17 protein-coding genes and 1 pseudogene are annotated in these 17,806 nt (G+C 66.3%); 6 read left to right on the top strand and 12 right to left on the bottom strand.

Annotated features, from left to right (window positions below; genetic code table 11):
- Window positions 1-62 precede the first annotated feature (62 nt).
- Window positions 63-1,286, bottom strand: coding sequence for an endonuclease/exonuclease/phosphatase family protein (locus tag AIF0345_RS00515; RefSeq protein WP_285296816.1), 1,224 nt, complete (start codon window positions 1,284-1,286; stop codon window positions 63-65).
- 622 nt (window positions 1,287-1,908) lie between these two features.
- On the opposite strand from AIF0345_RS00515, the gene AIF0345_RS00510 reads away from it, so the two are divergent.
- From AIF0345_RS00510 to AIF0345_RS16525, 5 genes are all read left to right on the top strand, one after another.
- Window positions 1,909-4,698, top strand: a complete 2,790-nt coding sequence (locus tag AIF0345_RS00510) for a lysylphosphatidylglycerol synthase transmembrane domain-containing protein (protein WP_268918523.1) — start codon at window positions 1,909-1,911, stop codon at window positions 4,696-4,698.
- Window positions 4,699-4,787: 89 nt separating this feature from the next.
- Window positions 4,788-6,011 carry a sensor histidine kinase gene (locus AIF0345_RS00505; protein ID WP_285296815.1) on the top strand — a complete coding sequence of 408 codons (1,224 nt, stop codon included), beginning with the start codon at window positions 4,788-4,790 and terminating at the stop codon, window positions 6,009-6,011.
- Window positions 6,008-6,676, top strand: coding sequence for a response regulator transcription factor (locus AIF0345_RS00500; RefSeq protein WP_043564184.1), 669 nt, complete (start codon window positions 6,008-6,010; stop codon window positions 6,674-6,676). The genes AIF0345_RS00505 and AIF0345_RS00500 overlap by 4 nt, the downstream gene beginning before the upstream one ends.
- A gap of 410 nt (window positions 6,677-7,086) precedes the next feature.
- Window positions 7,087-7,848 carry an SAM-dependent methyltransferase gene (locus AIF0345_RS00495; RefSeq protein WP_043564182.1) on the top strand — a complete coding sequence of 254 codons (762 nt, stop codon included), beginning with the start codon at window positions 7,087-7,089 and terminating at the stop codon, window positions 7,846-7,848.
- Window positions 7,849-8,182: 334 nt separating this feature from the next.
- Window positions 8,183-8,401 (top strand): response regulator, encoded by a 219-nt coding sequence (locus AIF0345_RS16525; RefSeq protein WP_404975959.1) that lies wholly within the window; start codon window positions 8,183-8,185, stop codon window positions 8,399-8,401.
- Between the two features lie 411 nt (window positions 8,402-8,812).
- Here the strand turns inward: AIF0345_RS16525 and cofD are convergent, their stop codons facing one another.
- From cofD to AIF0345_RS00445, 9 genes are all read right to left on the bottom strand, one after another.
- Entirely contained in the window at window positions 8,813-9,775 is a 963-nt protein-coding gene (gene cofD / locus AIF0345_RS00485; RefSeq protein ID WP_285296814.1) for a 2-phospho-L-lactate transferase, read from the bottom strand.
- Window positions 9,772-10,362, bottom strand: coding sequence for a 2-phospho-L-lactate guanylyltransferase (cofC, locus tag AIF0345_RS00480; RefSeq protein WP_285296813.1), 591 nt, complete (start codon window positions 10,360-10,362; stop codon window positions 9,772-9,774). The genes cofD and cofC overlap by 4 nt, the downstream gene beginning before the upstream one ends.
- Window positions 10,352-11,119 (bottom strand): coenzyme F420-0:L-glutamate ligase, encoded by a 768-nt coding sequence (gene cofE / locus AIF0345_RS00475; protein WP_285296812.1) that lies wholly within the window; start codon window positions 11,117-11,119, stop codon window positions 10,352-10,354. The genes cofC and cofE overlap by 11 nt, the downstream gene beginning before the upstream one ends.
- Window positions 11,120-11,138: 19 nt before the next feature.
- On the bottom strand, window positions 11,139-12,140 hold the full coding sequence (locus AIF0345_RS00470) for a TIGR03557 family F420-dependent LLM class oxidoreductase (RefSeq protein WP_285296811.1): 1,002 nt from the start codon (window positions 12,138-12,140) through the stop codon (window positions 11,139-11,141).
- Window positions 12,137-13,267: an iron-containing alcohol dehydrogenase gene (locus tag AIF0345_RS00465; RefSeq protein ID WP_285296810.1), complete on the bottom strand. Its 1,131-nt coding sequence runs from the start codon at window positions 13,265-13,267 to the stop codon at window positions 12,137-12,139. The genes AIF0345_RS00470 and AIF0345_RS00465 overlap by 4 nt, the downstream gene beginning before the upstream one ends.
- A 5-nt stretch (window positions 13,268-13,272) precedes the next feature.
- A complete protein-coding gene (locus tag AIF0345_RS00460; RefSeq protein ID WP_285296809.1) occupies window positions 13,273-14,112 on the bottom strand; it encodes an ABC transporter permease subunit in 840 nt (279 codons plus the stop codon).
- Entirely contained in the window at window positions 14,109-15,068 is a 960-nt protein-coding gene (locus AIF0345_RS00455) for an ABC transporter ATP-binding protein (RefSeq protein WP_285296808.1), read from the bottom strand. Before AIF0345_RS00455 ends, AIF0345_RS00460 begins: the two co-directional genes overlap by 4 nt.
- 294 nt (window positions 15,069-15,362) lie before the next feature.
- A complete protein-coding gene (locus tag AIF0345_RS00450) occupies window positions 15,363-15,515 on the bottom strand; it encodes a hypothetical protein (RefSeq protein ID WP_285296807.1) in 153 nt (50 codons plus the stop codon).
- A 150-nt stretch (window positions 15,516-15,665) separates the two neighbouring features.
- Window positions 15,666-16,436, bottom strand: coding sequence for a hypothetical protein (locus AIF0345_RS00445; protein ID WP_285296806.1), 771 nt, complete (start codon window positions 16,434-16,436; stop codon window positions 15,666-15,668).
- 114 nt (window positions 16,437-16,550) lie between these two features.
- Between AIF0345_RS00445 and AIF0345_RS00440 the strand changes: the two genes are divergently transcribed.
- Window positions 16,551-17,012 (top strand): hypothetical protein, encoded by a 462-nt coding sequence (locus AIF0345_RS00440; protein WP_285296805.1) that lies wholly within the window; start codon window positions 16,551-16,553, stop codon window positions 17,010-17,012.
- Here the strand turns inward: AIF0345_RS00440 and AIF0345_RS00435 are convergent.
- Both AIF0345_RS00435 and AIF0345_RS16785 read right to left on the bottom strand, forming a co-directional pair.
- The gene (locus tag AIF0345_RS00435; protein ID WP_285296804.1) at window positions 16,928-17,548 is read right to left on the bottom strand and encodes an IS3 family transposase; all 621 of its coding nucleotides are present in this window, start codon (window positions 17,546-17,548) and stop codon (window positions 16,928-16,930) included. The two genes, AIF0345_RS00440 and AIF0345_RS00435, sit on opposite strands and share 85 nt — an antisense overlap.
- A 19-nt stretch (window positions 17,549-17,567) precedes the next feature.
- Window positions 17,568-17,756 (bottom strand): annotated as a pseudogene (locus tag AIF0345_RS16785) (IS3 family transposase); the annotation flags it as partial.
- Window positions 17,757-17,806 lie beyond the last annotated feature (50 nt).

Raw genomic sequence — 17,806 nt, 5'->3', positions numbered from 1 at the left:
GGGCGGAGGAGCTGTGACAGCTACACCTCGCCCGGGCGCGGACCGTCCCCGAGCTCTGGGGACTATCGTTGATGTCGCCCCTTTCCCACCGACTTCTTCACGAATAAGACCTGTGCAACCACGGCCAGGGCGCCGATCAGGCTGATGGCGCCCAACCAGCCGTGCGCGTACCCGCCTGCTGCGCCCGAGGGCACGACGACGGCCGGCCCCTGGTCGGCTCCCTGCGGATCGGGAGCCGATGGTTGCGGCCACCGAAGAATGACCTGCGCCGAAACGGCGTTGTGGTCGGAGGCAAAGTGCAGTGTCCCGTCGGCGTCCTTCCTCATCGTCGGAACGACGGCGTAGCTCGAGACGGTGGGGGCGATCTCGTCCCCCACAAAAATATGGTCTATCTTGTCGTGCTTATCGCCTTCAACCAGCCCATTCCAGGTCCCCCCGTCCGCCAGGACCGTCTCCGCGCTGCTGTACGCGTCAACGAACATCCCCGAATCGACAACCGTCTTCGCCGCCGATACCGGGGTCGTCTCGAGGGTCGAGTTGAAGTCTCCGGTCAGTATCATGGGAAGCCGCTCGGCGTTAATGCTCCTGATCTGCGAGAGAAGAGCCCTCGCCTGGTCGACCTGATGGTTGCGATACCTCTTCTGCGATACTTTCTTCCCGCCCCCGCCCATCGGACCTATATTAGCGGCCACATGCGCATTGAACATGTAGAACTCCTCGCCTGTGGCCCTGCTCCTCAGCCTGAGCCAGCTCGCAACGTTGCGCGGCCACCCGAAGCTCGACGCAGAAAAGTCGTTCGGCGTCTCGGACATCACGAAGCACCCCTGCGCGACCGGCTCGAACTTGTCCCGCTTGTAGGCGATCGGCTGCGTCCAGTTCTTCGGCTTCGCGTCCCACAAGGAGAAGTTGCAGCCCTCCCTGTCGGTCGCCGCGAAATCATATGCTGACAAGTTCGCGGAGTCCCTCAGGTCCTCGATCTGGCTGGGCGTCATGGAACCGTCGTCGCGCGCGAAGGCGGTCCCCACCTCTTGAAGGCCGACGACGTCCCAATCGTTGTCCCTGATGATCTCTGGTATCATTTTGGACCGGTTGTCGGGCGCGTGCCACGACGTCGGCGACACGTTGTTCTTGTCACGATATGTCAGGATATTGAAGCTGCCGGCCTTGATGTCCTCACCAGCGCCGCCCTCATCCTCGGCGCGAGCCGCCGGACCCCCGCCGAGACCTCCAACAACAACGATCACCATCAGCGCCAGCACTGCGCACCTGCGACAGATCTCAACCATATTTTCTTCCTATTCACCGGCGAGGACCTCTCACTGCGGTCGTGAGCGGCGGCGGGGCTTTCGCTGAGGCGGTCGGGTTCCGGGGCGGTGCGTGAGGCGCGCGGAGCGGTGTCCCACCCGCGCCGGAGGCGCCGTGCACCCCCATCGTGCCACTGCCGATACGCCCAGGACCACCGTCCGCCCCACCCGCTCCTCGCACCGCCGTCCCCCTCCGCCCGCTTTCGCCGAGATCGACCGATCTCGGCGAAGGGGGCGCACGGTCCGCCCGCCCCTGCCCGCCCTGCGGAGCCGGCGTCGCACCCCCACTGCCGCCCCTGTGAGAGATTTCTCCTCATACGGCCGCCGGCCCGTCGCGCCAGGGAGTCCGGCGCGGGCCTCGAGCGGGAACAGCGGCCCAGGCCCCTCACCGGCCCGCGCAGACGCGAGCAGACACTATGCGCGCTCGCATCCATGAACCGTATGCGACAGTGGTAACATCTGCTTGAAGGCCTCAAGGGTCTATACTGCACGTACCCTCCCCGCACCCCTGTCCTTGAAGCCGCTCCTCTACTTATACCTCACTCCACTGAGGTCATACCCGCGAGTGAGGCGGAGCCCATGAAACCACCCTTAGACTCGTAGCATGACATCCGATCTGTCTCCAGGCTCGCAGGACGCCGCCGCCACGATACCTTCGGCGCCGGTGACCTCGCCCGTCGGCATCCCCCGGATCGGCCTCGCCTCCGCCCCCAAGCGACCGGCCCCGCAGGCCACGCCCTCTCCGCGCTCATCCACCCTCCTGGTGGACGCTGCGCCCCACCGCCTGCGCCGCACCGAGGATCTGCTCGACCTCGCCATGACCACCGTCGGCGCCGCCTCCATGTTCATCCTGGCCGCCTACGCGCACGCGACGACCACCGCGGTCACCCTCGACGTGCGCAACGCCCTCGCCGTCGTCCTGCGCCAGATCCTCGTCTTCCCCCTGCAGACCATCGAGGGCCTGGCGACCTTCGCGGTACCCGTGGCCGTCATCCTGTCCAACCTCCTGCGCCGCTCCTGGCGCACCACCGGGGAGGCCCTCCTGGGCGCCATGGGCGGCTTTATCCTGTCCTGGGCGGCTCTCGTCGTCGTGGCCACCTGGGGCCCCACCACCATTGTCGCCGGGCTGACGGTCACCGCCTCGGGCACCGCCCAGGTCGGCATCTCCACGGTCTTCGCCATCCTGTCGGGCCTGCTCACCGGGGCAGGCGAGCGACGCACCTCCCAGACGGTGCGCTACGGCTGGACCGCCGTGTGGATCATTGTCGGACTGGCGGTCCTGCGCGGCGCGCTGACCCTGCCCGGCGCGGTCCTGTCCGTGCTGCTGGGCCGCCTGCCGGGCCTGGTGGTCCGCTATGCCTTCGGCGTGGAGGACCGGCGCGCCCACGGCGTCGCGCTCGTGCGGGCCCTGCGCCGCGCCAGCATCGACGCCGTGCGGGTGGTGCGCATGGACCCGGCCCCCGAGGCGAGCGCCTGGACGATCGAGACCGATACTCCGCTGGGCTACACCGAGCAGGTGCGGGAGAACCCGCTGACCATGCCGGCCACCATGCCCAAGCTCGACGACGGCTGGGCGGACTCCTCGCCCAACCTGTTCGAGCACCTCGACGAGCCGGACGAGTCCGCCGGATCCGACGAGCCGGCGGCCGCGCTGCTCCCGGAGGAGACGGCAACAATCGTGAGGGCCGACGCTGTCGATCCAACGGCGGTCCTGGCCGAGGCGTCCTCGGAGGCGCTGACCGAGGGCCGGCCCTCGGTGCATCGGCTCTATGCCGTATGGGACGCCAACGGCACCCGCTACGACGTCACCGTTCTCGACACTGACCGCCAGGTGGCGGGCTTCATCTCCACCCTGTGGGACCGCATCCGCATTAAGGGGCTGTCCTCCGAGCAGGGCCTGTCGGTGCGCTCCGCGGCCGAGCACGCCGCGCTCATGGCCCTGGAGGCCCGGCGCGCCCATGTGCGCACGCCCGCGCCGTTCGGCATGGCCGAGGCCGATGAGTCCGTTCTGCTGGTGACCGATCACGTCGTCGGCGCCCGCGCCCTGGGCTCCCTCGGCTCGGTCTCCAATGACATCCTGGGCCAGCTGTGGGACCAGCTGGGCCGGGCTCACGCCGCGGGCCTGGCCCACCGCGCCATCGACTCCTCCACCGTGGTCGTCGACTCCGCCAGCCGCGTCTGGCTCCTGGACTGGGACTCCGGCGAGACGATCTCCTCCGAGCTGTCGCGCCGCATGGACCTGGCCCAGGCCCTCGCCCTGACGGCCTCCGTCGTCGGCGTCGACCGGGCCATCGCCGCCGCCTCCCGCTCGCTGACCACCCCGCAGCTCGCCTCCATCGCGCCGATGCTTCAGCGCGTCGTCCTGCCCGCGTCCACCCGCGACGCCCTGGGGCGGCGCGGCCGCCTCCTCCAGGAGCTGCGCGACGCCCTGGTGGACCTGACCCCCACGGCCCACGCCGAGCCGGCCAGGCTCGCCCGGTTCTCCCCGCGGACCGTGATCATGGCGATCGTCGGCCTTGTGGCCCTGTGGACGCTGCTGGCGCGCCTGAACTTCGAGCAGATCAGCGCCGCCGTGGCCACGGCCAATGTGTGGTGGATCCTCGCGGCGCTCGCCTTCTCCCTGGCGACCTACATCGGCGCGGCACTCGCCCTGGTCGCCTTCAGCCCGGTGCGCCTGAGCGTGTGGAGATCCACCGAGGTGCATCTGGCCGGCTCGGTGGTCGCCCTGGTGGCCCCCGCCGGCGTCGGCGGCGCCGCTCTCAACCTGCGGTTCCTGAACCGCAAGGGCGTGCCCACTCCCATCTCCGTCGCCACCGTCGCGCTCGTCCAGGTCGTCCAGTTCCTGGTGACGATTGTGCTGCTCATTGTCCTGGCGGCGATGACCGGGCAGTCCACCGGCCTGACCCTGCCCTCGGTCTGGCTCGTTCTGGGCGCTGTCATGCTGGTGGCGGTCATCGGCTCGGCACTGTTCATACCGCGGGTGCGCACCTGGGTGTGGGGGAAGGTCGAGCCGACCTACCGCCAGGTGTGGCCGCGTCTGGTGTGGATCATGTCGAACCCGCTGCGCCTGGCGCTGGGCGTGGGCGGCACCTTCCTGCTGAGCCTGAGCTATGTCCTCTCCTTCAGCGCGAGCCTGTGGGCCTTCGGCTACACGCTCCCCTTCTCGGTCCTGGCCATCACCTACCTGGCCTCCAATACGGTCGGCTCGGTGGTCCCGTCGCCGGGCGGTATCGGTCCGGTTGAGATCGCGCTGACGGCCGGGCTCGTGACCGCCGGCATCCCGAGCGGGGTGGCGCTGTCGGCCGCGATCGTCTACCGCCTGGTCACCTTCTGGGCCCCCATCCCCGTGGGCTGGCTGAGCCTGCAGCGCCTCCAGCGAGCAGGAGATCTGTAGATGATGACGCGGCTTGTCGCTACCACTCCCCCTTGCGTGCCCTTGCTATGGTATCGAGGTGACAGCAACTTCCTATGATTAAGGGCACCATGAGCACAACCTTGCATGGGCTCTCCTCCCCTGCTCCCCGCTGGCGCCTCAGCCTCCCCCACCTGACCAACCGCCCAATCAATGTGGGAATCGGCGCCCTCGTCGGCGTCGCCAATATTGCGCTGAACATCGGAACTGTCGGCATCCACGGCCCTCTCCACGCCATCGACATCGCCTTTATGGTCGCGGCGCTCGTCATCCTCATTCTGCTCCCGCTGCGGCCCACATGGGGCGTACCGGCCTACCTCGTCTGCTGGTTCCTCCTGCTCGCCCTGCCGAGCACCTACGCCACGGACATGATGCTGACCCACCTCGCCTTTTTCTTCTTCGCGGGGCGCTTCCTCCCGATGGGCTATGCAGGTGCGGTGTTCGTCGCTGCTATCGTCGCCAACTTCCTATCCCTGCAACGGAATGCTACTGACGCCATGACCCTCGACGACTATGCGGGGCTGGTATTTTACGCCACCATGGGACTTCTTTTCGTGCCCATGGGTGCCATAGTGCGGGTAGGCGAGCAGTCCCGCCTGGCTGAGGCCCGCCGCGCGGAGGAGCGCCTGGAGGAGCTGCGGCTGGAGATCTCGCGCGAGATGCACGACCTCATCGCCTACTCCATGTCCCAGACGGCCCTGCGGGCCCAGCGCGCCGCCGCGGACGCGTCCTATCCGGAGGCCGCCCGTCAGGAGTTCGCCGCTCTGGAGACGACGGCCGCCGACGCCCTTCACGAGCTGCGCCTTCTGCTGCGCACCCTGCGGCGGGCGGCCCCCGAGCTCGCCCTCGACGTCACCCACGCCACCGGGCTCGGGCACGTCGTCACCGACCTCGGGGCCGCGGTGCGCGCCGTGAGCGACGACATTGCCGCTTCCGGATTCGACGTCACCTACCAGTGCCGCGGGACCGCCTCCCCCACGCGGTCCCAGGCCTCCACCCTGTCCCGGGTCGCGCGCGAGATGGGCGCCAATGTCGTCCGCCACGCCGAGCCGAGCGCACCCGTGACCCTGACGCTGCGGCTGGGGCCCGAGGCCATACGCCTGGTCTCCACCAACCGGATCCGCACGACCCCGGGCGACCTGCCGCACTCCGGCTCAGGCGTGCTCGGCATGCGCGAGCGCCTGACGGCGATCGGGGGCGAGCTGACCACGCTGGCCGACGACGGCGCCTGGATCGTGACCGCCACGGTCCCGGTCGCCAGCACGCGGACCCCTCTTCCCGGAGGTGACTCATGATCAGCGTGGGCCTGGCCGACGACGACGCCCTGGTCCGCAGCACCCTCACCGAGCTCCTCGCCACCACCGACGACATCCGGGTCGTCTGGACCGCCTGCGACGGCCGGGAGACTCTCGCCCTGCTGCGCTCGCCCGAGGCGCCGGAGATCCAGGTCCTGCTCCTGGATGTGCAGATGCCGCGCCTGGACGGCATGACCCTGGCGGAGATGCTTCACAGGGAGAGGCCCGACATCGCCATTCTCATTCTGACGACCTTCGTGGCCGACGGCGTGCTCAACCGCGCCCTGGCGGCGGGAGTGCGCGGCTTCATTGCCAAGGAGGACCGGGTGGAGACCCTGGCGGACACCATCCGCAATGTCGCGGCCGGTAACACCGTCCTGTCCCCGGCCTCCTCGGCCATTATCGGCGGCTGGTCCGCACCCACCACGCCCGCGGCCACCTCTCCCGACGCCTCGGAGGCCCTGCCGCCGGGCGTCACCCTGTCCCCGCGGGAGTCCGAGGTGCTGGTCCTCATGGTCGAGGCGCTGTCCAACCGGCAGATCGCCACCCGGCTGCACCTGAGCGAGACGACCGTCAAGACGCACGTCTCCGCGATCATCGCCAAGCTCGGCGTCCAGGACCGGGTCGGCGCGGTCGTCTACGCCCTACGCAACGGACTTGTCTGACCTTCCTCCGATCGGATGAGACGATCGGAGGATGTGCACCCTTGTCGGCCCGTGCATGATTATCCCTGTCAGGATTCCTCGAGAGAACAAGGGCGGTATTCATGCACTCCTCCCCTTCAAGTTCACGTTGGCTCTTCACGTGGAGAATGTTCTTCCCCCGTTACTGATTTAATAAGCCGTCCCTGATCCCCGAGAATCCCTGGGCGTTCCTGACTTCCCTGAGCGTCCCTGGTCCCTGAACCTCCCTGAACTGCCCCTGAGTCTCCCTGAAAAGTCCCTGGCCTCCCTGAAGGCCCCTGAAAATCCCTGTAAGGTCCCTGGCCATCCCTGAGGGTCCCTGCCCGTGTGGGTGGAGTTCACTCCAAACGAACTCCACCCACACGGCACCCTCTCCTCACCCTCCCGGAAGCATGCTGTTGAAGTTCCCATGGAATTCCCCCGTCATTGACGCCGCACCGCTGCGCCCGGTCTCAAGCGCAACAGGTTCCCACTCCTTCGCCGCACGCGACCACTTCGAGATCGAAAGCGTGCTCGACGTCCTCTCCCGGGCCTGTCCGACAAATCTGGACGAGCAGCGCATCCTCGAGTTCAGCTGCGGCAGGCCCCGCACACCCTTCCTGCTTGCGGCGGCCGAGCACCGGGTTCTCGCAGCGGACACCGATCCGGAGAACCTGGCCAACATGGCCGAGCGGCTCGTCCCGTCCACACCGGCGCGCGCCGACGTCGCCGCACGCGTCGAGCTGCGACTGGCGGACATGCGGAACTTCTGCTTTCCCGAGGACTTCAAAGCCATCCACATCCCGTCTGCCGGCCTCGCCCTCTTCGACGCCGCTCAACGCTGCAATGTGCTCAAGCTGGCGGGCGACCATCTGGCCCCGGGCGGTCTTCTGATCATCTCGACGCAAGAGGTCCGACGTGCAGCCACATCCCTTGTCGGGGCCGCCGATTCGCCCGTCGTCCGTCCGGTGGAGCACACAGCGCTCGAGAGCCGCCGTCAGCCGGCCCTTCACTGGGACACGGACCTCAGCATCCCGCAGTCCCAGCTGATCGCGTCGTCCTGGATCGCCAATGCCTGCACCCGCCTGGGCATGACCGTGACCTTCCAGCGGTCGCGCCCCGATCCGACCTACCCCGGACACACACACGTCACCCTCGCCGTCCAGCACCCCTGATCACACCCGCCCCCTCCACCGAGATCGGTCGCTTCCGCGTTGAGATCGGCCCGGCCCGGCGACGTCCCCCCGCTCCGCGGAGCAACCCCACCCGCCCCCGCCGTCCTCATATCCTCGAAGCGGGCGCTCGACGACGGCGCAGGGGCAGCCGGGCCCGACTCCGACAGTATGCCGGGCCCAGCCTCTGCACCCGGCTCGGCCGATCACCCAGAGTCCCGACCCGTTTGCCCGACCACGGCCTGGTGGGAACACGCGAGAGGGTCGCCTCCCACGGCAGCACCCTCGAAACGGGACCGCAGGCCGACTACACGACTACAGCCCCACCGCTATCGAGTTGTCGGCCGGGGTGGAGGCTGACGTCGTCCTCATGGACGTGCGGATGCCGCGGATGGACGGGGTCGAGGCGTCCCGCCGCATCGTCGACGGTTCCGAGCCCAGGGTCCTGGTCCTGACCACCTTCGACATCGACGAGTACGCCTTCGAGGCGATCCGCGGTGGCCCGAGCCACTCCGACCAGGGCGGTCGCTCGCGTCTGCACCGCCGTCGTCCTTGAACTTCCGCTCCAGACACAGGCCCGAAGTCACTGCGGACGCCGACGGCCCGGACAAAGCGAGCAGCAGAGTTCAGCAACTCGTCCACCTTCCGGGCCGTCGCCTTATCCTTGCGGACCTTGACGCGTCGCCCCCCGGCTTGGACACGGCCCTCATCTTCTCCCCGGCCCCTTACTTCCCCGGCAAGGACACTAGATGCTCCAGGAGAAGGTGCCGAAGAAGGCCTCACCAGCATGCCCCCACAGATCGCCCACCCTGCGGGAGCTCAGAGCGCCCTCACCCCAACACTCGGGACCCGCCCCTTCGCCGAGATCGGTCCAGTTCCGCACCGAGATCGGTGATCCGAAGAAACAGGGCGGCCGGTTCTCTGTCCCTGCACCCGCCCTGCAGCCCTGTGACCGAAGACCGCTGGATCAATGGCGCAGAACAGACAGCTCCCGACCCAGAGATATGACACTAGCAGCCAAGCGACGGGCTCGTTCAGGTGTCTTCATCACTGTCATGACGGGAATCGAGCGGATACCCAATGCCTCGATCCTCGGCACATCGCCCGCATCCACCTCATCCACCACCCAAGCATCAAGCAGGCCATCGCCTCGCGCACCGTAATGCTCAGCCACACCGGCGGCTGACACAGAGACTCCGATCGTCGAGAGGCACACGTCACCCATTCCACGAAGTACTCGCCCACCAACAACTGGTGAAATTCCCACAACCGGTGCGGGACAAGCGGCAAACGCTGCGCGAGCACCCTTCAGGTTCAGAACAGGATCGATCGAGACCACCGGATTGGATGGCGCTACTATGACAAGTTCCGCCAGGGCAAGCGCTCGCTGAGCGGCATCGGACAGCTCGGCACCCCCGGGCCGGGACAGAAATCTTGTTGGGCGGGGGATGGCCCGGTGTCGCACCCACCACTCCTGGAAATGGACCGGGCCGCCCAGGGAGGGGCAGTCGACCCAGGTCTCCGCACGATCGTCGCTGGCAGGCAGCAGCCGTGCACCCAGGTTCCAGCGTGAGCACAATCTGTCGGTCGCTTCAGTCAGGGAACTGCCCTCGTGAAGCATCGCCGTACGCATGATATGAGCGGCGATATCAAGATCGCCCAGCGTGAACCAGCGCGCACCGAAATCCCAAGCCCGCAGCTCGGCATCAATGCGCATGGAGTCTCCGCGCCGGCCCCACCCGCGATCGGAGTCATGAATCCCCGCGAGTGCGTACATCTGCGAGTCAAGATCGGGACAGACCCTCAAGCCGTCCACCCAGGCATCGTCACCGACATTGACGATAATACTCAGGTCATTCTCACCAAGGTCCCGCAGACCCCTGGTGAACCGGGCGCCCCCGACACCGCCGGCGACAACAGCGATCCTCACAACACCCACTCCTCAACCACACGCAGGTCTTCAAGCACATCCACATCCCGGCGCAGGCCCGGCCACTCTCCGCTCAGGGGGGTGTGCCCGCGACCGACATGCCTCTTGAAGGACTCTTCCCCGAAACGGGGGCGCGGCGTCAGTCCCCTTCCAGCAGTCAGTAGAGTGGTCCCCGTTCCATCGGCGTCCGCAACGACGGCGCGGTCACAGAAGGCAGCAGCATCCAGCGCCTGGGCGAGCTCAGCACCCGCCAGTCCGGGGAGATCTGCCACTAAGATCGCCAGTGAGGCCTGCTCCTGCTCGCGCACAGTGGCCACAGCTCGTCTCAGGCACGCGTTGAGATCCGGAGGGCCGACGGGCTCGGGCAGGAACGAGATCCCTGGAACTCCAAGCCCGCAGACAACTTCATCGTCACCAGTGATCACCACCGTGTCCTGCACCTGAGGAGTGCTCGATGCCACCGAGACGGTGTGAGCCGCGAACTCCAGAGCCAGTCGTCGTCGGTGCTCCACCCCCACCGACAACCGACTCTTGGCCCGAGCGAGCGCCTTGACCGGCACGAGCACGATCCAGCCCTCAGGACTCACGTACAGTCTCCGCCTTACCCGCACAGTATCCGGCCTCCCAGGCCTCGCGGCTCCCCTGCCGGAACCAGTCCTCCTCGGCAGGCCGCAGGATGGCACGCGCGCCGGGACCATCCTGCTCGGCCGACAGCACCAGATGGTTCAAACCGGCCACAACCGCCATGGGGCGGCCGTCTGTCTTCCTCATCGTAAGCTCCGCGGCGGCAGCCACCTCGTCCGCGACGGCAGGCGCAGTCACCCTAAGAGTATTGCCGTACGGATCCATTGCCCCAGCCAAATCGAGCAACGGGATCATCCCCGCACAGCCGATGGCCACATCCGTTTGACCGCGGCGCCAGGGCCGCCCCAGCGTGTCGGTGACGACGACGGCGACATTCCGCCCAGTGAGACGCCGCAGACCGGCTCGGATTCGGCGCGCTGAGCCGTCGGGATCGACCGGCAGAAGCACGGCAGAGCCCGGAGCGACATTGCTCGTGTCGATGCCGGCAGCAGCCCCGACGATGCCGAGCCGGTTCTCAACCACACTTACACGCCCCGCCGAGGTGTCCCGCCAGGCAACCTCCCGAACAGTCTCCGACTCAATGAGACGCTGGCGCTCCTGCAGTCCTTCGACCTCAACGACTCTACCCTCGGCCTTGGCGACAGCCTTGGAGGAGACGACGACGATATCACCGTCTTCCAGTCCGTCCACCAGGGTCATAAGCAGCAAAGAGAGGTCCTGGCCTGGAACGATCTCCCCGTTGTAACGCGGAGCGTTCACACGCAGTGCGGACAGGCCCTCATCTGTGCAGCTTCGGTAGAACGCTCTTCCCGAACTCGTCGAACCACTCAACCTGGTTCCTCCCAACGTTGTGGACGAAAATCTTGTCTACTCCCATGTCAAGGTAGCGCTGAAGTGCCTGTCGGTGCACATCGGGATCCTCGGAGATCACCATTCGACCCTCGAAGTCCTCCGGCCGGACGCATGCAGCCATCGCCTCGAAATCATCCGGCGAGCGGATGTCCGCCTTCGGAAACGGCATGCCTCCCGTCGGCCACTCCCTGAGCGCGTTGCGGAGCGCCTCCTGGGCCGTCGGAGCCCAACTGAGGTGGACCTGGAGAAGCACCTTGTGCGGCCCCTGAGGCTCCCGCTCGGGGACTGCGCTATTGAAGGCATCCAGCACTCTGCAGAGGCGTTCCGGCGGAGCAGCCACTGTGATGAGGCCATCAGCGTGCTCGCCTGCTCGACGGGCGTTGATGGGTCCTCCCGCGGCCACCAGGACAGGTGGCGACTCCGCAGGCATCGACCACAGCCGTGTCCGCTCCATTCTGTGGAAGCGCCCCTCGAACCGGCACTGCCTCCCCTGAGCCGAAATGGCGAATAGACGGTTAATAAGCTCGATTGCCTCGAAAAGCCGATCCGTCCGCTCTTTGGTCTCCGGCCAGTACGGGGCAACAACATGTTCATTAAGAGCCTCTCCCGAGCCGAGCCCGAGCGAGAGGCGTCCCGGGTACAAACAGGCGAGAGTGGCCGCGGCCTGTGCCATGACAGCCGGGTGCATGCGGTATCCCGGAGCCGCAACACCCGTGACAAGATCACCTTTCACCTGGGAGCCCAGTGCCCCAAGCAAGGACCAGACGTGGGCAGACTGTCCCTGGCCCGGAACCCACGGCTGAAAATGATCGCCCACCATGAACCCGTGGAATCCCCGGTTCTCCGCCTGCCGTGCCAACTCAATGCACTCAGTCGGAGCGAACTGCTCCGTCGCGATCGCGTAGCCGATGAAGTCCTGCCCGATCATGCTTCGTCTCCCTCTAGAGACGCAGACAGAAGATTATGCACATCCCGCCGTTCAACACCCGCGAGGGCTGGTCGCGGCGCGCCCCACCTATTCATGACGAGCCGCACTGCGTCCTCGACATCTATTGCGGGCAGAGCTGTAGGAAGGGAGCATTCCTCCATGAGCGACTTCCAACGCCCCGCCGCTCCGCCACCCGCCGGGAGGAGTGGGTCAAGGTCGTCCATAAGATCATCCAGGACTCGCATCGACCCCCAGACCGCACCGCCCTGCTCGATCTGCTCGATGATCCGGGGCGCCAGGGCCGACATCGTCATGATCTTGGGCTGGCCCGTAAGAGTCGATACCTCGTGGTTTATGGGCCACAGCTTGAAACCATGCGGGTCACGGCCCCGATGCAGGCCGGCGGTCTGGGAGCACTGGCTCAGCTCCGCGAGTCGTCTTCTCGCCTTCGCGGGCAACGGCGCCACAAGCTCCGCGCGGATATAACGCAGAAGACTCGCCGCTATTGCGTGCACCACGGAATCCTGTGAAGGAGTCGTCGGAGATGCTAGGTATGGGAAGACGGTACGGAATAAGGCCTCCACAGCACCGGATACAATCGCCGCTGATGGCAGCGTCTGGGTCTGCATCGGGTCAAGGCAGGCGACCTCGGGGCGCAGCCCGGACCCACGTAGGAGAATACGCCCGCCCCCGCAGCACACTACCGCCACCGAACTGACCTCGCTGGCAGTCCCTATCGTGGTGGGCAGAGCAGCGATTCTCCATGGCAGACTCTCCGACGTCGATTCATCCACAAGCACTTCACCGGCTAGGAGCCCCTGGAGGGGGGCCAGAGCGGAGATTATCCGCGCAACCTTGACGGTATCAATGGTGGTGCCACCGCCCAGGGCAAGACACCACCCTCCTGCGGGAACACGGTCCGCCACCGCCCGCGCCGCCTTCATGCCGCCCCCATCCTCAGGCAGATCGAACCAATCCGCCCCCGAGAGGAAAGAGGCCGCCTGCAGCCGGTCATGTACCGGGCTTCCATACAAAACAGGGTCCATGACCACCGTGACTGGACTCTCGCCGTGCAGAAAAGAACCGAGATGCTCTGTGCGCTTCACAACCACTGTCACCACTGTCACCCGCCCTAGATTTTCAGAACGATCTCGTCATGCTCGACTACTCGGGCCATCAGCAGGTAGGCGATCACGCAGAGCACCGCCAGCACACCCCCCAGCAGCGCCACGACCCGCCAGTCGAACAGGAGGGCGCCAGCAATCTGGGAAACGATCATTCCCACCAGCGGAAGGATGAAGAAGACCGCGATCCCTTGGGCGGACTGCACCGACCTGGCCCGGTTTGAGACGCCGACGATCACGCTGATGACGAGGAAGGCGATGAGCGGGACGAGGACCAGGACCGCCAGGGTCCAGGTGACATCCGGGAAGACGATGCCTTTCATGACCGGCCACGCCGCCGCATTGGCCACCACCGAGAATCCGAGGAAGGATGCCCAGGTCAGCAGCACGGCCGGTATCACCGATGCCAGGGTCTTGGCCAGGAAGAGCTCGCGCACTGTGATCGGGCCGTAGAGAAGCCCTTCGAGAGTGCCCCGCTCGCGCTCCCCCACGAAGGCCGCCGTCGCACCAGCGGTGGCGACAATGACCGGGATCATGAGGATGAGCGGCGCGAACACGTAGGTGATGACGGCGGTCACGAGCAGCTGCTGCGGCCCCATGCCGGCCCCGGAGACGGAGGCGACAAGATCGAGGAAGGACTCCAGGCCGTGAATCCTCGTCTCGGGCGAGACCGAGTGCGCAATCAGCCCGACAGCCGCCCCGGGCAGAATAATGCTGAAGAAAACAGGGAACAGGATGACGGGCACCAGGGCGCTGGTATCCCGCAGCGCCTGACGCCACTCCTTCCTGATCAGAACCATGACCCGGCGCCGGCCGAAACCGGCCGGGCTCCCGTTGTTCCCACTCATGACGACTTCTCCTCAATACTCCTGTCAATAGTCGCGAAGTACAGCTCTTTGAGCGTGTGACGGCGGGGTATTGCGGCATCCAGCCGAATCCCCGCCTCGACGACGGCGCGCACCGCCTCATGGGCGCGCCCGGCACCGCCGATACGCGCACGCACGCCGCCCTCCTCCAGGGTGCTGGGAATACCCACCGCGGCGAGTGCCTTCTGCGCGCGCTCGGGCTCGTCAGTCCTCAGGTCCAGGCACTCCCTGGGCCACCGGTCGGCGATCAGGTCCCCGACAGCCCCCTCCACGACGAGCCGACCGCCCGCGAGGATACCGATCCGGTCGCACAAGCCCTCGAAGCCGTGAAGCTGGTGGGTGCACACGAACAGGGTCGTGCCGCCATCGGCTATGGCGCGCAGGTAGGAGAGCAGGCTCTCAGCGGCCTCGGGATCCAGACCGGCCGTGGGCTCGTCGAGAAACACGACATCGGGGGATGGTAGAAGGGTCCTGGCGATCACCGCCTTGAGGGTCATTCCCTTGCTGAACTCCCCGACCCGGCTGTCCAGACGCTCCGACAGGGCGAACAGCCGGGCCAGCTCGTGGATCCGCCGCTCGATTCCGGCAGGGTCCAGTCCGTAGAGCCCGCCCCAGAACCTGAGGTTCTCGCGCAGCGTCAGCTCCTTGTACAGCCGGTAGTCGGTCTGCACCCCGATCCGACGACGGAGTGCAGCGGCCCGCTCCGGGGTCATACCCTCCCCCAGGACCTCGATGGTCCCGGAGTCCGGCGCGAGCAGACCCGTCAGAAGACGGACAGTCGTGGTCTTGCCGGCGCCGTTCGGCCCGAGAAGCCCGAAGACGGCACCCCGCTCGACATGCATCGACAGATCGACGATCACCCGACGACCGGAGATGGTCCGGCTCACAGCATCAGCCCTGATCACCAGGTCGTCCGCCGCGACGGCCATGGAACTCATCAAACTCTCCTTCCAGAAAGAACATGCTGTGCAATATGATTAGGTTCCGCCCCGAAGAGCAGCCTGACGACGCGCATAGGACGCGCGGCGACAAGCGCAAGCAGTATCGCCAGGGCAAAAACCGTGATGGCGGCACAAGCGACAGGCTGCGACAAACCCTTCCCTGCAAGCACCGAACCGGGTGATAGGAGCGACATCGGCGTCCATCGATAGGCGTCCGACGCCGACCCTAGGCCTGCGAGAAGAACGATGCCAGCAACACCGATCGTCGCCCCAAAGACACTATGGCTGGAATTAAACAAGGTCGGTGCGTGGCGGTGTGACTGGGAGGTGCTCGAAGTCGTAGTCGAAGGTGCGGTTGGTGATGTAGGCGGCGAAGGCCGCGAAGGTGTTCTCCGGGGTGTCGCGCTGGAGGTTGGCGATATTGTTCTTGGCGGCGTTCCACACGTGTTCTGTGGGACCCAGGGTCGGGGGCGTAGGGGGGGCATGTAGATGGGCGTGATGCGCTCCAGAGCCTGGCCGGGGGCATAAAGATCGTTCAAAGCCTTGGCGTGGTGGAACCTGGCGTTGTCCAGGACCACCGCGATCTTCTTCCCCTCATCGGTCTCGCGCGCCAGGCGACCCATCATGAGGGCGGGTCTGCTCGGCGTTCTGGTTTCCCTGGATCGGGTAGGTCCTCATTTTCTTGGTCGTCAGGCTCAGTGCCCCGAAGAACGACTGGCTCGCCTTCTTGCGGTCCACGTACAGCTTTGTTCTCTTTCCCTTGGGAAGCCACATGCGCCTCGTCTCGGCCTCGTGGCGGGCGCGGACCTCCTCGACGGCACCAGGCCTCCCAGCCTTCTTCCAGCAGATCGTTGACCTGGTCCCGGATCTCGGCCATCCGCCTGGTGATGGCCTTCTCGTCGCGGCGCCCCTCGAACGGGTCGGGGAGCAGAGGCTCATGCCCAGAAAGCGCATGAGCAGCCGATAGGAGGACTCGGACCTGTACTCGACTCCGAACCTGATCGGACGCGACGTCCTCAAGGGGGCCGGGACGTCCCAGAAACCGGCCCCGGCGCCTGCCTCCGAGGGCGGTCTACTGAGAATCTCCTCCAGCTCCTTCTTCTGCGCCCGCTTGAGCCTCGCCGCGTTCTCGCCCACGGCGTGACCGGTTACCACGGAACCCATCCTGTATCTCCGCCATTCCGACAGCCACTCGCGTACCGTCCCCTCAGTCCGCTCGACCATCTCCGCGATAATATCCAGGCCGACGCCGCGGGCAGCGCACACAACCGCCTCCGCCTTCATTCTCACCAGCCTGTAGGTGTCCGAGCGCTTCTTCCACCTGATGAGGATGTCCCGTTCCTCGTCCGTCATGTCGATCTGCATGAGGCTATCTTATACGAGGTGCTCCGCAGACGCCAACCAGGAATCCCGCAGCAGCTGCCCCAGAATGCCATTTTGTTTAATTCCAGCCATAGGTCACGGAGCGGGGGTCGGGCGATGAGCACGCTGGGCGACACGATCGCCTCTCTGGCAGCGCGTGTGCCGGCGGTAGCGTCCTACGCCGCCGGCGGCCTGCGGGGACGACGGATGTACGTGGCCGTGGGGGTGCTCTTCGGAGCCGCGAGCATTGTCGTCAACGTTGCGATCAACGGTGTGCCGCAGCCTCTTGACGCCGTCTTCATGCTGCTCGCCCTGGTGCTGGTCGCCCTCATCCCGCTGCGGCCGGTGGTGGGGCTGGTGGCCTACCAGCTGTGCTGGGTCGTTCTGTTCCTGGTGCCGGGCTCCCACGCCACGGACATGCTCATCGCCAACGGCGCCTTCTTCCTGTTCCTTGGACTGCTGGGCGTGTCTCGGACAGCCCTGAAAGCGGTCTTTCAGGCTGCTTGTCTTGTTGCTCGGTGCTCCTCCTCAACCTCGTTGGGCGTCCTGTACCCCAGGGCGGAGTGGAGTCGTTTCTGATTGTATTCCAGCTCGATCCAGGAGGCAATATCCCGGATGGCCTTGCTTCTTGTGGGATACACCATCTGATAGACCCTCTCGTTCTTCAGGGTCGCATTGAACGACTCCGCCCAGGCATTGTCCCAGCACACCCCGGTCCTGCCCACCGAAGGGCGAGTGCCGTAGCTCTCCAGGTGCCTGGCGAGCTGCTCGGAGGTGTACTGGCACCCCCGGTCCGAGTGGAATACCGTCTCTCCTCTTGTGTACGGGCACCTGCGGGCCGCCATATCGATCGCCTCGCATATCAGATCGGTGCGCATGTTGTCCGCCATCGCGTACCCGACTGCTTTCTTCGTGCAGCAGTCCAGGACGGTCGCCAGGTACACGAACCCCTCCCAGGTGCGGATATAGGTGATATCGCCCACCCACTTCACTCCCGGCCTGTTGGCGGTGAAGTCCCGCCGGACCAGGTCGGGGCGCGAGCCCAGGTCCGCGGCCGGGACGGTGGTGCGGACCTTTCGGCGTGGCTGTGCGGCCTCCAGGCCCTGGGAGCGCATGACGGGTGCGCACCGTGTCCGGGCTCGTCTCAACGCCTCTGCGGGCCAGGGCGGCGTGAGTACGGCGGTACCCGTAGGTGCCGCGGGAGCTGTTGAGGACCCACTCGATCAAGGCGCTGAGCTCTTTCCTGCGTCGCACGGTTCTTGATGGCTCCCGGCCCAGCCAGGCGTAATAGCCTGATCGAGACACTTTCAGGCAGCGGCACATCATGGTGATCGGGTAGCTTCCTTCTTCGCGGTGGATGAACGCGTACCGGG

This window comes from Actinomyces israelii (assembly GCF_030253495.1).
Taxonomy (GTDB): domain Bacteria; phylum Actinomycetota; class Actinomycetes; order Actinomycetales; family Actinomycetaceae; genus Actinomyces; species Actinomyces israelii.
This window is presented reverse-complemented; position numbering and strand designations above follow the sequence as displayed.

Coding starts and splice junctions, on each gene's coding strand:
- AIF0345_RS00445 (WP_285296806.1), bottom strand. CDS start 16,436: ATGCAGATCGACATGACGGACGAGGAACGGGACATCCTCATCAGGTGG.
- AIF0345_RS00515 (WP_285296816.1), bottom strand. CDS start 1,286: ATGGTTGAGATCTGTCGCAGGTGCGCAGTGCTGGCGCTGATGGTGATC.
- AIF0345_RS00470 (WP_285296811.1), bottom strand. CDS start 12,140: ATGATCGGGCAGGACTTCATCGGCTACGCGATCGCGACGGAGCAGTTC.
- AIF0345_RS00435 (WP_285296804.1), bottom strand. CDS start 17,548: ATGCGCTCCCAGGGCCTGGAGGCCGCACAGCCACGCCGAAAGGTCCGC.
- AIF0345_RS00460 (WP_285296809.1), bottom strand. CDS start 14,112: ATGAGTGGGAACAACGGGAGCCCGGCCGGTTTCGGCCGGCGCCGGGTC.
- AIF0345_RS00500 (WP_043564184.1), top strand. CDS start 6,008: ATGATCAGCGTGGGCCTGGCCGACGACGACGCCCTGGTCCGCAGCACC.
- AIF0345_RS00495 (WP_043564182.1), top strand. CDS start 7,087: ATGCTGTTGAAGTTCCCATGGAATTCCCCCGTCATTGACGCCGCACCG.
- AIF0345_RS00455 (WP_285296808.1), bottom strand. CDS start 15,068: ATGAGTTCCATGGCCGTCGCGGCGGACGACCTGGTGATCAGGGCTGAT.
- AIF0345_RS00440 (WP_285296805.1), top strand. CDS start 16,551: ATGAGCACGCTGGGCGACACGATCGCCTCTCTGGCAGCGCGTGTGCCG.
- AIF0345_RS00505 (WP_285296815.1), top strand. CDS start 4,788: ATGAGCACAACCTTGCATGGGCTCTCCTCCCCTGCTCCCCGCTGGCGC.
- AIF0345_RS00510 (WP_268918523.1), top strand. CDS start 1,909: ATGACATCCGATCTGTCTCCAGGCTCGCAGGACGCCGCCGCCACGATA.